Consider the following 11985-nt stretch of genomic DNA (forward strand, 5'->3'; position numbering starts at 1 on the left):
TGAAAAAGCCAAGTTTGGGAATTTGTCGGCAGTTTGCTTTCCGCTGTGTCTCCTACCGCTGCAGTCGATTCCACTGACGGTATGGTTGATTTGCCTCGATGATCGTTTACAATCGAGCCGACCGTCTCGACGCAATGCCTTGGATATATCAACGTTATGACAAATAAAGCGTCCACCCTAATGGCCTGGAAAGGGAGGCATGTTTGGTTCGCATGCCGGATCGGACCTCGTTCGCAGAGCTTATCATGACAGGCGTTCTCCCTCTTGCCGGTGGCGTAAACTTCCGAGATATCGGAGGACAACCCGTCAATGGAGGAGTAATTCGCCGTGGCATTGTGTTCCGGTCCGGGCGCCTCAGCCATTTGACCGTCGAGGACCGGGCCGCTGTAGACAGGCTTGGAATCCGGTTGGTTTGTGATTTCAGGGGGCCGGCAGAGCAAACATTGGAGCCTTACCTGTGGTTGCCGCAAGGCGCGCGCCTTGCTGATTGGGGGGCGTCTTCGAGTGGTGATGTGACTGCACTTAGACTGGGTATTGATTCGACGGTCAGCGATGCCCGTGAAGCTATGTTTGATCTCTACCGTAACATCGCTGAGCGGCATGCCGATCGTTACTCCCAAGCAATCAAGGCGTTAGCGGCGGGGGAGGGGCCTGCAATTCTTGCCTGCACAGCGGGGAAGGATCGCACCGGCGCGGCGATCGCGATCGTGATGGGCCTTATTGGCGCATCGCAAGACACTATCGTCGAGAATTTTGCTCTGTCAGCAAAGGTCTTTGACTTCCCTGGGTTGTTCCACAAAGAGGCAGAGCGCGCCGAAAATGAGGGGCGCCTTGACAGCCCCTATCTCGGTCTGGTGCGCAGAGTGCAGCCCGATGCTCTGCAAGCCGTTCTTGCCTCTGAACCCGATTACATCCTCACATGCCTCAATGCGATCGATGCCAATTACGGTTCTCTCCGAAGTTACGCCAAACGACGTCTGGGGCTAAGCGCTGAAAATGTCGGCGCCCTCAAGCGCTTTCTGATCGAATAGATATACGTAGCCTGCCAGGTGTTCCGAAAGGGAGCCGACAGAAGCGACTAGCACCGGTCTGTCCATGTCGGGTTTTGTGCCCTCGGGAGCAGCATCATCTATGCGGTGATCGACGATGCCGACCGAAACGAGGCTTTCGGACGGTCGGTGGCTGAATGGAGAACTCAGGCGCGATTGCGAGTTATGGTCGCGATTGTAATCCTACCCTCATAATTTGTCTTGGCGAAACCATTCAACCATCCGTATGGCTGAATTTGGTTCGTAAGGGGGCTGTAGTGGATATGCAGATCGATGTGGTTGCCCGACTCTTGGGCATACGGGAGAGGGTGCTGCGATCGAGGAGCGTGAAATTTGGTTCGCCAATAGTGGGCGGGGGCCCTTCCTGATGTCGTTGCAGGCGACCTTTTCGCCGTTACGGCACCGCGCGTATCGATGGCTCTGGATAGCTGTAATGTCGTCGAGTTTCGGCAACATCGTACAGATCATGGCCGCCAGTTGGATGATGCTGGACATGGGCTCGTCCGTGATGGTTCCATTTGTCCAGACCGCCGCGAACCTGCCGGCAGTGGCTTTCGGACTGCTCGCCGGCGCGCTTACCGACTCGATGGGCCGGCGCAAGCTGATCCTGGTTTCGCAGATCTTCGCCTTGACCGTCGCGATGCTCCTTCTTCTTGCTGTCACCCGCGGCGCCGTCGACCCGTTTGTCTTGCTCGCGTTTACATTCCTGCTTGGCGCTGCGAACGTGTTATTTCTGCCAGCTTGGCAAACCTCGATCCATGAATTACTGCCAAAGGAAGATCTCGCGGCTGCCGTCGGCCTTAATGCCATCATTGTAAATGCGGCACGCTGCGTGGCCCCGGCATTGGGGGGGATGCTCATGGCCATAGGTGGCGTTCGGGCTGCGTTCCTTTTTAATGCGCTAAGTTACTTTTTGCTTGCGGTGGTCTTGATAGCGCATCCTTGGAACAGTCCCGCAACAGCAGGAAGCCCATTGTTAAGGTCCATCAAGGAGGGGCTACGCTACGTCGGCTCCGATCGGTCGCTCGTATCGATTGTGGCACATGCCTTCGTGTTCTCGTTCAACGTGTCAGTATATATGTCCTTTCTTCCCTTAATTTCGCGCTCGTTGCTCGGCACCAATCTCGACAGCTATGCGCTGGCTCTCAGCCTGTTCGGTTCGGGGTCTGTGCTGGGAGGCCTTTTGGGGACGCGCTTGCGCGGTGTCTTCTCGGGTGCATTGCTATTGGCCGGGTGCATGGGGGCGATGGCACTATGTACGGTTCCGCTGAGCTTCCATGCGATCCCACCAATTATATATGGAGCTCTATTTGTTGCGGGGTTTGGTTGGGTTCTTGCCCTAAGCACGTTGAATTATACATTGCAGATGGCTTCGTTGGCCCAATTTGTTGGGCGTGCACTTTCAATATACCATCTTGCAACTTTCTCGGGATTGGCCCTTGGGAGTGCTCTTTGGGCTTGGGTTGCTACCTGGATAGGACTTGAGCTGACCTTATCTCTTTCAGGCGCCGCCTTAATCGTGGCGGCCTTTGCTTTGCGCCGGTCTGTCGGAGCGATCCCGTCTGTGGCCCAGTAGAGTATGCCGTTTAGCACGAGCATCGGCCATGGCAGGCCAGAAAATGCCGGGTGGCTCATGCCGTTGGCCGGAGGAAGAATTTAGTAGGGTCTCGGGTTTTTGCGGCGACTCCCAAGCTGATATGGACTCGAAATCGAACGCGGTGCCCGCTGTGCGAGACCGGGGATGCTGAAGCGGGGGTTGGACCTGTTCTCAACAAAATTGAATGTTGGACAGTGGGTGAAGTCTCATTCATATGACTGGTGGGTTGAGTGGTCGTTTTGAGAAACCGCTCGCTCGGACAGTGACAATAGCTGGGAGGAGCAGGGATGACGGTAGAGGCGCCGGCTGGCGAGAGTTCCAGGCATCCATCCGGAGCAGGGGAGTGGCGGACGGGATGGCTCCTCGTTCTGGTGGCGATGATCGCGTACGCGTCCGCAACGGTTTACTCATTCAGCTTGGGCCTGTTCATTTCTCCGCTTCAGGAAGAATTCGGCTGGTCGCGAGCTTCAATCAGCGGCGGAATGCTGCTTAGCGCGGTGCTGACAGCGATCGCCGCCCCCTTCGTCGGCCGCCTCATCGATGTGTTCGGATCTCGGCGTATCGCAATTCCGGGCATCACGATCTACTGCGTGGCACTAGCGTTGCTCGCGACAGTATCGTCATGGATTTTCCATTGGTGGGCGCTCTGGCTGGTCATCGCTTGTGGTACAGCCTTTACCAAGCCGACCGTCTGGGTAGCCGCTGTCTCGAAGTCCTTCATTAGCCAGCGCGGCATCGCTCTTGCACTGACTATGACAGGAGGAGGTCTTGCAGCTTCAATTACGCCAATTGTTACGGCCATGCTGATCGAAGGCATTGGCTGGCGTGGAGCCTATGTCGCGCTTGGCGTGGGCCTTGCGATCTTGAATCTCCCGCTTCTGTTCCTGTTCTTTGACAAGAAGGCATCCTCTGCCAGCAGAACCAACGCGGCAGGCGGACTTGCGGGAATGGAGGCGCGGCAGGCGATAATGTCGCGGCGCTATCTCCAGCTCGCGGTCATTGCGTTTTTGATGACGGCGGCCATGACAGGTACGCAAGTCCATTTTGTTCCTCTGCTTGGCTCGCTCGGCATGCGGCAGGTGGATGCGGCTGCGGCCGCAGGAATGATTGGTCTTGGCTCGATTATCGGTCGGTTGGGTACGGGCTTCCTGCTGGACAGGTTTCATGGCCCGCAGGTAGGGTTCATCGCGTTCCTCGTGCCGGTTGGAGCATCATTGATTTTGTTGCTCCACGAAGGGAACCTGTCCCTTACCGCCACTGCTTCAGCATTCGTCTACGGAGTGGCCCTTGGAGCGGAGCTAGACATCCTGGCCTATCTAACTGGCCGATACTTCGGGCTGAAGAACTATGGTACGCTTTTTGGCGGACTGATCGCGTTGGTCGCGCTTGCCGCAGGAATAGGCCCGACCTTGGCGGGATTGCTGTTCGATTTGTCGGGCACTTATGTTGAGTTTCTCTCTTTGACGATTTTCATGTTTGTCGGTTCCGCGCTGCTTGTCGGAACGCTTGGTCGATATCCGGGGGAGTTCGGACCGAAATCTTGTGCTGTATAAGTGGCGAGTGCCATCGACTGGCAAGCAATCTGTCAAGGGTGGGCGCGAGTGGCCAAATCGATCATCGCATGAAAGGAGCAGAAAAATGAAGCTGTCTCACGAAGACCGGATCGAAATTTTGGAACTGGCGTCGCGCTACAACCATGCGGCCGATCATCGGGACGAAGAGGCTTGGGCCGACTTGTTTACCGAAGAGGGGTCCATCCAGGTTAACGGAAACTTTCTGTGCAAAGGCAAGGACGAACTCCTGGCGTACATCGTAAAGGCGAAAACCATGCCGCAGAAGCGACAGCATTGGCTCAACAACATTGTGGTTGACGAAGTAGAGCAGGACGACAGGGCACAGCTGAGGGCGTATGTCTGCTGTTACGACATCACTGATGGCGGAGTGGAAGCTCCCTATATGCTCGGCGAGTATTGCGATGAGGTTGTGAAGGATGCAGGTCGATGGAAATTCGGCAAGCGCCGTCTGTCGGTAATTGCGGGCAGGTCGGCTGTCGCGAACCTCACGCGCCCGAAATAGGCCGCTCGGACGGAAAACATGCCGCGCTGCTCAAAGGCGGCGCGGCGAAAGAGAGGAAGATGCCCCCTCCTGCTCATTATTCGGCCAGCAGCCCGCCATCGACCGCCAATGTGGTTCCCGTGACGTAGGCCGACAGGTCTGACGCAAGGAAAGCAGCCGGCCCGACAAGATCCTCGGGTTTACCGAAACGTCCCATCGGCGTTCGGCGTATGAAGTAGTCGACCGCTTCGGGGTCGGCGCGCAAGGCTGTCGTCATCGGCGTGGTAATCGCGCCGGGCAGGATCGCGTCAACCCGGACACCGTCTTTCGCCAATTTCTGCGCCAGCGAACGGGTCAGCCCGATAACCGCTGCCTTCGAGGCATTATACCCCGGAAATGTGCGCGTCGTGACCACTCCGGCTATCGAAGCGATATTGATGATGCTCCCCTTGGTGATACGCAGCTGATCTAGGAAGGCCAGAGCCATGTTGAAGCTCCCCGTTGCGTTGACCGCAAGACATTCGTCCCAGGCAGTCCTCACTTCCGGATCGTCCACTGTCACGCGGCGGCTGATGCCCGCGGAATTGATCAGGGCGCGGCAGGAGCCCATCGCCTCTTGTATGTGCGCGGCCGCGTGACGGCACTCGGCGAGATCGGTGACATCGAGACGTACGGGAAAAGCTGACCCGCCGGCGGCAGCGATTTGCGCGGCCGTGCCCTCGGCTCCTTCAAGGGAAATATCGGCTGCAACGATCGTCGCGCCGCAGGCCGCGAGACCCAGCGCCATACCGCGTCCGATGCCGCTGCCGGCCCCCGTAATGACGATCAGGCTGTTTTCCAATATGATATGTGCCATTCGTAATGCTCCTCCCCTGAAGGCCAGCTTCGCTATGCACGGCGGCTGCTCGGCCGACCTGTTCTCCAGACATCCGGGCGGAAATGGCGGACTGGTTGGCCCTATGCATCCATTCCTGCGCCGGGCCGCGCTCGTTAGTGGGGCGCATTCAGGCGATCAGAAGCTTTCCGCTCTCCCCGGAGCGCTGCGTTGTGCAAGCGCGCAGCGTTTCCGTAATGGCTGTCAGAACAGGTTGTGCGAGTAATTGCCGTCGATCCGGATTGTTTCCCCGGTAATATAGCCAGCCCGGTCGGAACACAGGAAGGCTGTCAGCGCGGCGACTTCTTCCGGCGTTCCCCAGCGCTTCAACGCGGTGCTGTCGAGCAGGCTGGATTCGGTATAGGCTCCCGCACCTTCCATGTAACTGCTTTGAGCGGCGGTCCGGATTGGACCCAGCGCAATGCAGTTGGCGGTGATGCCCGAGCGGCCATATTCGTGGGCGAGTGTTTTGACGAACGATGCCGCGCTGCTGCGCAAATTTTGCGCATACATCGGATCGTGGAGGTGCGGCGCCTTCATGCTGACAGAACCGAGAACCACGATGCGTCCCCAATCCCTTTTCACCATGTCGGGCAAGACGAGGCGGCCAAACCAGGCGAGGCTCATCACCCAGGTTTCAAAGGCATCGCGAAGCGCCTCATCTGAAAGGTCATCGAGCGATCGCGCATGGCTCACGCGCCGGGGATTGACGACGAGAATCTCGGGCGGCCCGAACCTTGAACGGCATTCCTCGACGATTGCGTCGACGCCCTCCGCAGTCGACATGTCGGCGACTTTGCCCGCAACGGTGCCCACTTGGGCGAGTTCATCGACCGCCGAGCCGACTATATCGGCGTTTCTTCCGGTGAGTAGGACCTGAGCGCCTTCGTTGAGGAGTTCCCGTGCAATGGCAAAGCCGGAGCCTCGGCTTCCAGCCGCTACCACTGCCACTTTATCCCTAATTCCCAGTTCCATGGCATTTGATACCTTTGGTCAACAGCTTCGCCCCCGGCCGCCCGCGGCGGTCCGCTTTAAGGTCCTCGCCATCCAGGCCGATTCTTGAGATTGGCGGCCATCCAACCACCATCCACCAGCAGGTTATGGCCAGTCACATAGCTGGCCAGGTCGGACATCATGAACAAGATACCCTTGGCGACCTCATCCGCGGTACCTCTGCGTCGCATCGGGACGCCGCTTTGCGCGACCTCCTCAGTTCGCTGTGGGGTGTCGGGTACACGCGGAGTGATCACTGTTCCCGGTGCTACCGAGTTCACGCGAATCCCAAATTCCGCCCACTCGATCGCCATGGACTTCACGAGATGTTTCAGCGCCGCCTTGGCGGCGCCATATGCGGCATGGTCAGGGGCCGCCTGCAAGCCGCTCACGGAAGTCACGCAGACGAGCGATCCGGGGCACCGGGCAGAGATAAGCCGATTGGCGACTTCCTGGAACAACAGAAAGACGTGGCGCAGGTTGAGGTCGATATCGCGCTGCCAGAAGTCGAGCGACATCTTTGCAAGCGGAACCTGATGTGATGCGCCCACCACGGTGACGCAGCCGTCCAGGCCCCCCAGCAAGTCCCACGCCGCGGTCACGATCTCCGATATCGCGCCTGGATCCGTGACATCTCCCACCACATACTCTGCTCTACTCCTGTTCGCGCGAAGCTTTGCGACGATCGCGTCGGCGTTGTCGGCGGATACGTCGACAATACAGATATTGCATCCGGTCTGGGCAAGGCGGATCGCCGTCCGCTCACCTATGCCTGCTCCCCCGCCGACCACGAGGATATTCTTGCCCTGCAATCCGAACAGGCTGGCCTCTGATTCTTCCATTACACGGTTTCTCCCAGTTTACTGTGCGGATCGCATTCCCAGGCCGGTCCTTTGTCGAAGCGCGCATCGAGAAAGGCGCCGACCGACGTGATCGTGTCGACAGCTTCGGCAAGCACGGCTCCGCGGCTGTGAAAACCGTGGAACATCATCGGGCGGACTTCGAGCCGCACCCGCACATCGGCCGCGGCGGCCCGGGCCGTAAAGGCAAGAGCGTCATCCAGCAAAGTTTCGCGCGATCCGACCTGGATCATCAGCGGCGGCAGGCCACCAAGATCTGCGTAGAGAGGCGAGGCGAGGGGTGTGCGGGGAGACGTTCGCTCGCCCAGATAGGCCGCTGCCATCTCGTTCAAGCTGGCGTTGGTAAGGATGGGTTCATGGGGGCCATTGCGGATGACACTATCTCCGGACATAGCCAGATCGACCCAGGGGGAAATCATCGCCGCCGCCACCGGCAGCGCCAGACCGGCATCGCGCGCCGCTACCAGGGTGGCCGCCACCAGCCCGCCGCCCGCAGAGTCTCCGCACAAGGCCAGTTGGGCCGGATCTGTGCCGTTGGCGAGAAGTTCGCGATAGGCGGCCAGGGCATCATCGACTGCCGCCGGGAAAGGATGCTCGGGCGCGAGACGATAATCCAGGATCATCACAGTTGCCCTGCTGGCGCGCGCAATCTCGCCGGCAAGGGCACGGTAGCCTTTTGCAGAACACATCGTGTAACCGCCGCCGTGTAGAAGCAGCACCGTGCGCGAACGGACGCTGCCGGGCGCCCATGTCCGGATGCAGGGCCGGCCGCCGAGGGTCGTTTCTTCAAATGCGAGGTCGGCGGCGATAGGATAGGTATCCATCATCGCTTCGACCAGGCCGCGCTTGTCCAGCAGGGTGGTTCCAGCAGGCATGGCAGGTGCGGCGCGGATCGCCGTAAGCAGGGTATCGAGTTCATCGCGAGGGTGCATGGGGAACCTTTCGTTAGATCGAGCGGCCGCCGTCGACAGCGAATTCGGCGCCAGTGATGAACGAGGCTTCGTCGGACAGCAGGAAAGCCACCAGCGGCGCGATGTCGCTGGGCACTGCGGCATGGCCCAGCGGGACCGACGAGGCAGCTTGCTCGAAGAAGCTTGGATCTTCGCGGGTCATCGGCGTATCGACGACGCCGGGAAATACAGTATTGACGCGGATGCCATGCGAAATCAGGTCAGCCGCTGCGCACCGGGACAGCCCGCGCACCGCCCATTTGCTGGTGGCATAGGCGGTCAGATCCTTCATCCCGCGAAGTCCGGCGCCAGAGGAAATGTTGACGATCGCGCCTGTGCGACGCGGCGTCATATGCGCCGATACGGCCTGCATTCCGAGGAATGCTCCGGTGACGTTAACCCGGAAGGCTAGCTCCATATCAGCGAGCTCTGCTTGCGCGATTGAGCCCGTCAACAGCACGCCGGCATTGTTGACCAGGCCGTCGATCCTACCGAAGATCGCGCATGCGCGGTCCACCGTCCTGGTCCAGTCCTCGGCACGGGTGATATCGTGAACCTGCCAGGCTGCACGCTCCCCAAGCGAGCCGGCCGCCTCCGCCAGGCGTGCCTCGTCCTGATCGGTGAGGAGTACATGACTTCCCCGCGCCACGAGTTCCCGAGCTACGGCGGTACCGATCCCGCCTGCCGCTCCTGTCACGATAACGACTTTGCTCTCCAGCTTCGCTGCCGTGTTCATGCGGCTACCTCCGGAACGCTGGTTCGCTCCAGCAGATAGTCGTCCAGGTCGACATGGTGCATCATCTGCCACATGTCGAGCAGCCGCCATGGCCAGTTGGTGACCATTCTGCCGGATGTGGTCTTGTACCAGTTATTGACCGAAGGATGGGCCATCACCAGGCGGCTCGCAGCTTCGTCGAAGCGTTCGAGATAGGTGCTGCAAGCCTCCTCGGTCACCTCCATGCTGGCGATGCCCTTTTCTATCATCAGGCGCACGGCGTCGAGGATGTAGCGAACCTGGCACTCGGACACGAAGATGATGCTTCCGCCGTGGGAGAGATTGGCGCCCGGGCCATATAGGAAGAAGAAATTGGGAAAGCCAGGCGATGTCACGGTGAGGTAGGCGGAAGGCCCTTCGGCCCAGGACGCGTGGATTTTCTGCCCGTCGCGCCCGCTTACCTCCATGGGAGCCAGCATCTTGATGGAGTCGAAGCCGGTCGCATAGACGATGATGTCGACCTCGTGGGCACGACCTTCCGCGTCGATGATCGCGTCGCCCTCGATTCGACTGATGGGCGTATCTACCAGATCGACATGCGCCTGACGCAAGGTCTGGAGCCAGAGGCCATTGTCCTGGAGCATCCGCTTGCCACCCGGCGGGTAGCTTGGGAGGACCTTGCGTAAAAGTTCAGGGTCGTCCCCGACCTGCGCGGTAATGTGTGCTGTCAGAAGCTCCCGCAGAGCTTCGTTTGACGCGCTCAAAGAGCGGGGCGCGCCGGCCCATTCTGGATCAGCGATTAGCCCGGGAAGCGTGGCATCGCCCAGATGCCAGAGCATCAGGAATCGGAACCATCGAGAATAGGTCGGGACATGCGCCATGACCCACTGCACCTCCGGGCTCACTTCGTCGTGATAGCGCGGATTATATTTCATCCAGGGAGGCTGGCGTTGGAACACGGTCAGCGAGGTGGCCATCTTCGCCAGTTCCGGCACCACCTGGAAAGCGCTCGCCCCCGTCCCGACAACCGCGATCCGCTTGCCCGCCAGATCGACGGAGTCGTCCCATCGGGCGGTGTGCATCGACACCCCTGCAAAGCTTTCTCTGCCGGGGATATCAGGATATTTGGGCCGATTGAGCTGGCCGACCGCTGAAATAACGACGTTCGCTTCGATGTGTTCGCTGGACCCATCGGGACGCCGGACCTCGACCGTCCAGCGGTCGCGATGAAATTCCGCCGCGAGTGCCTCCGTAGAGAACTGGATCGAGTCGAGGAGACCCTCTTCGCCAACGAACTCCTCGAAAAAGGCCGCGAGTTCGTCGCGCTGGCTGAAGTAGGAGTTCCATTGATGGCCGGGGCTGAAGGAGTAGGAGTAGAAGTGATTGCCCACGTCGACCCGGCAGCCGGGATAGCGATTTTCATGCCAGGTCCCGCCGGGCTTCCCGTTCTTCTCTATCACGGTGAAGGGAATGCCGGCTTCCCTGAGGCGCTTGGCCGCAAGCAGACCGGACATGCCCGCACCGATTACCAATACGTGGAACTTCGCGCGTTCCTCCGGCGGGGGATTGGTCGTCCAGGAGAAACGCCGTTTGTCGGCGCCGTCAAGGGCAAGCTCCTCGCTGAACATCCCGGCATAGGCATCGGAGATATCCGTTCCGGTGTAGAACTGCGTCAGCCGCATCAAAGTCTCATTGTCTGGCGCGGGCACGGGGGGGAAATTCCCCGACCAGAACCTGAGGAGCGCATCGGCAAGCTGTGCGCACACCGCTGCTTTCCCGTCCGCGGCAAGGCGTTCCTGATACCACTGGCCGATTGCCAGGGGACCGGGACGAAATGTGTCGTCGAGGAAAGCGGAATCCCCGGTGAGACATATCAGCGACATCAGCAGCGTCGCGCCGTCCGCCTCCTGCAAGCGTCGGATCAATTCTTCGCGTGAAGGAATCTCGGCGGGTACTTCGCGATCAGCGTGCATGTCGGCATCCTGTTTGCTTGTTCAGACGATTGCCTTGAACAGTGTTTCGGTGAGTCCGCGGACTGGTGCTGGCATGGCGAAAAGCCGCCCCTCCAGTTCTTCTTTTCCCGGCTTCGCCCCGCGGATCGAAAGCGAGGTGACGAAAACGGTTTCGAGTTGCGGTCCTCCGAAGGCGGGTTTGGTCGGCCAGTCGCACGGGGTCGTAAACTCGTGTTCCAGAGTGCCGTCGGCGGCGAGGCGGCGCAGACGTCCTGCGCCCGCGCAGGCGAACCAGTATCCGTCTTCGGAATCGACCGTCGCCCCGTCCGGAACGCCCATTCCTTCGGGCAGGCGGTGGAATTCGCGACGACGCCCGACCGATCCGGTCGCGACATCGTAATCGAACGCCCAGATGATGCGCTCAGCGGTATCCGCATAATAGAGGGTCGATCCGTCCCGGCTCCAGGCCAGACCATTGGAGACGGTGCCGCCAGCCGCTTCCGCACAGGACACCAGTCGCCCCCCGTCCAGACGAAAAAGCTCGGCTCCGCCGCGCTTGCCATGGCTGACATAACCGAGGTTAATCACCCCGACCCACAGTCTGCCCGCCGGGTCGCAGCGTGCCTCGTGCAGCGCCAGCGCCGTGTCGTTCAGCGGCGCCGGCGCGATCTCGGTGAGGGAGCCGTCGATTGGATCAAGAGCGAATATCCCGGTCTTGAGCGCGACCACCGGACCGCTCTCGGACAACACCACGCCGCCGATGCGGCATGGCATTTTCCAGGCCCGCTCCTCGCCGGTCGCGGGCGTGAGGCGATAGAGGGCCGGAGCATTGCAGTCGATATAATAGACCGCCTGTTCGCGTTCCGACCACAACGGGGATTCCCCGATGGCGGCGAGGCGGCTCGACACGGGAGCGCAATCGTGGCGGATCACTGACACC

11 protein-coding genes are annotated in these 11985 nt (G+C 60.1%); 4 read left to right on the top strand and 7 right to left on the bottom strand.

Annotated elements, in window-relative coordinates; all coding sequences use genetic code 11:
• Positions 1–245 precede the first annotated feature (245 nt).
• The 4 genes from K3M67_RS05435 (at position 246) to K3M67_RS05450 (ending at position 4722) form a co-directional block, all read left to right on the top strand.
• Positions 246–1031, top strand: coding sequence for a tyrosine-protein phosphatase (locus K3M67_RS05435; RefSeq protein WP_285832500.1), 786 nt, complete (start codon positions 246–248; stop codon positions 1029–1031).
• Between the two features lie 385 nt (positions 1032–1416).
• The gene (locus tag K3M67_RS05440; protein WP_285832501.1) at positions 1417–2625 is read left to right on the top strand and encodes an MFS transporter; all 1209 of its coding nucleotides are present in this window, start codon (positions 1417–1419) and stop codon (positions 2623–2625) included.
• A gap of 308 nt (positions 2626–2933) precedes the next feature.
• The gene (locus K3M67_RS05445) at positions 2934–4199 is read left to right on the top strand and encodes an MFS transporter (protein WP_285832502.1); all 1266 of its coding nucleotides are present in this window, start codon (positions 2934–2936) and stop codon (positions 4197–4199) included.
• Between the two features lie 85 nt (positions 4200–4284).
• Positions 4285–4722: a nuclear transport factor 2 family protein gene (locus K3M67_RS05450; protein WP_285832503.1), complete on the top strand. Its 438-nt coding sequence runs from the start codon at positions 4285–4287 to the stop codon at positions 4720–4722.
• A gap of 76 nt (positions 4723–4798) precedes the next feature.
• Here K3M67_RS05450 and K3M67_RS05455 read toward each other — a convergent pair whose 3' ends face one another.
• The 7 genes from K3M67_RS05455 to K3M67_RS05485 form a co-directional block, all read right to left on the bottom strand.
• A complete protein-coding gene (locus K3M67_RS05455; RefSeq protein WP_285832504.1) occupies positions 4799–5557 on the bottom strand; it encodes an SDR family NAD(P)-dependent oxidoreductase in 759 nt (252 codons plus the stop codon).
• A 222-nt stretch (positions 5558–5779) separates the two neighbouring features.
• Positions 5780–6550, bottom strand: a complete 771-nt coding sequence (locus K3M67_RS05460; RefSeq protein ID WP_285832505.1) for an SDR family oxidoreductase — start codon at positions 6548–6550, stop codon at positions 5780–5782.
• Positions 6551–6606: 56 nt separating this feature from the next.
• On the bottom strand, positions 6607–7410 hold the full coding sequence (locus K3M67_RS05465; protein ID WP_285832506.1) for an SDR family NAD(P)-dependent oxidoreductase: 804 nt from the start codon (positions 7408–7410) through the stop codon (positions 6607–6609).
• Entirely contained in the window at positions 7410–8360 is a 951-nt protein-coding gene (locus K3M67_RS05470) for an alpha/beta hydrolase (RefSeq protein WP_285832507.1), read from the bottom strand. Before K3M67_RS05470 ends, K3M67_RS05465 begins: the two co-directional genes overlap by 1 nt.
• A gap of 13 nt (positions 8361–8373) precedes the next feature.
• Positions 8374–9114: an SDR family NAD(P)-dependent oxidoreductase gene (locus tag K3M67_RS05475; RefSeq protein ID WP_285832508.1), complete on the bottom strand. Its 741-nt coding sequence runs from the start codon at positions 9112–9114 to the stop codon at positions 8374–8376.
• Positions 9111–11066, bottom strand: a complete 1956-nt coding sequence (locus tag K3M67_RS05480; protein ID WP_285832509.1) for a flavin-containing monooxygenase — start codon at positions 11064–11066, stop codon at positions 9111–9113. Before K3M67_RS05480 ends, K3M67_RS05475 begins: the two co-directional genes overlap by 4 nt.
• Before the next feature lie 21 nt (positions 11067–11087).
• Positions 11088–11954 carry an SMP-30/gluconolactonase/LRE family protein gene (locus K3M67_RS05485; protein ID WP_285832510.1) on the bottom strand — a complete coding sequence of 289 codons (867 nt, stop codon included), beginning with the start codon at positions 11952–11954 and terminating at the stop codon, positions 11088–11090.
• Between the last annotated feature and the right edge of the window lie 31 nt (positions 11955–11985).

Origin of the sequence: Sphingobium sp. V4 (assembly GCF_029590555.1) — a bacterium.
Lineage (GTDB): Bacteria > Pseudomonadota > Alphaproteobacteria > Sphingomonadales > Sphingomonadaceae > Sphingobium.

Coding starts and splice junctions, on each gene's coding strand:
- K3M67_RS05435 (WP_285832500.1), top strand. CDS start 246: ATGACAGGCGTTCTCCCTCTTGCCGGTGGCGTAAACTTCCGAGATATC.
- K3M67_RS05440 (WP_285832501.1), top strand. CDS start 1,417: ATGTCGTTGCAGGCGACCTTTTCGCCGTTACGGCACCGCGCGTATCGA.
- K3M67_RS05445 (WP_285832502.1), top strand. CDS start 2,934: ATGACGGTAGAGGCGCCGGCTGGCGAGAGTTCCAGGCATCCATCCGGA.
- K3M67_RS05450 (WP_285832503.1), top strand. CDS start 4,285: ATGAAGCTGTCTCACGAAGACCGGATCGAAATTTTGGAACTGGCGTCG.
- K3M67_RS05455 (WP_285832504.1), bottom strand. CDS start 5,557: ATGGCACATATCATATTGGAAAACAGCCTGATCGTCATTACGGGGGCC.
- K3M67_RS05460 (WP_285832505.1), bottom strand. CDS start 6,550: ATGGAACTGGGAATTAGGGATAAAGTGGCAGTGGTAGCGGCTGGAAGC.
- K3M67_RS05465 (WP_285832506.1), bottom strand. CDS start 7,410: ATGGAAGAATCAGAGGCCAGCCTGTTCGGATTGCAGGGCAAGAATATC.
- K3M67_RS05470 (WP_285832507.1), bottom strand. CDS start 8,360: ATGCACCCTCGCGATGAACTCGATACCCTGCTTACGGCGATCCGCGCC.
- K3M67_RS05475 (WP_285832508.1), bottom strand. CDS start 9,114: ATGAACACGGCAGCGAAGCTGGAGAGCAAAGTCGTTATCGTGACAGGA.
- K3M67_RS05480 (WP_285832509.1), bottom strand. CDS start 11,066: ATGCACGCTGATCGCGAAGTACCCGCCGAGATTCCTTCACGCGAAGAA.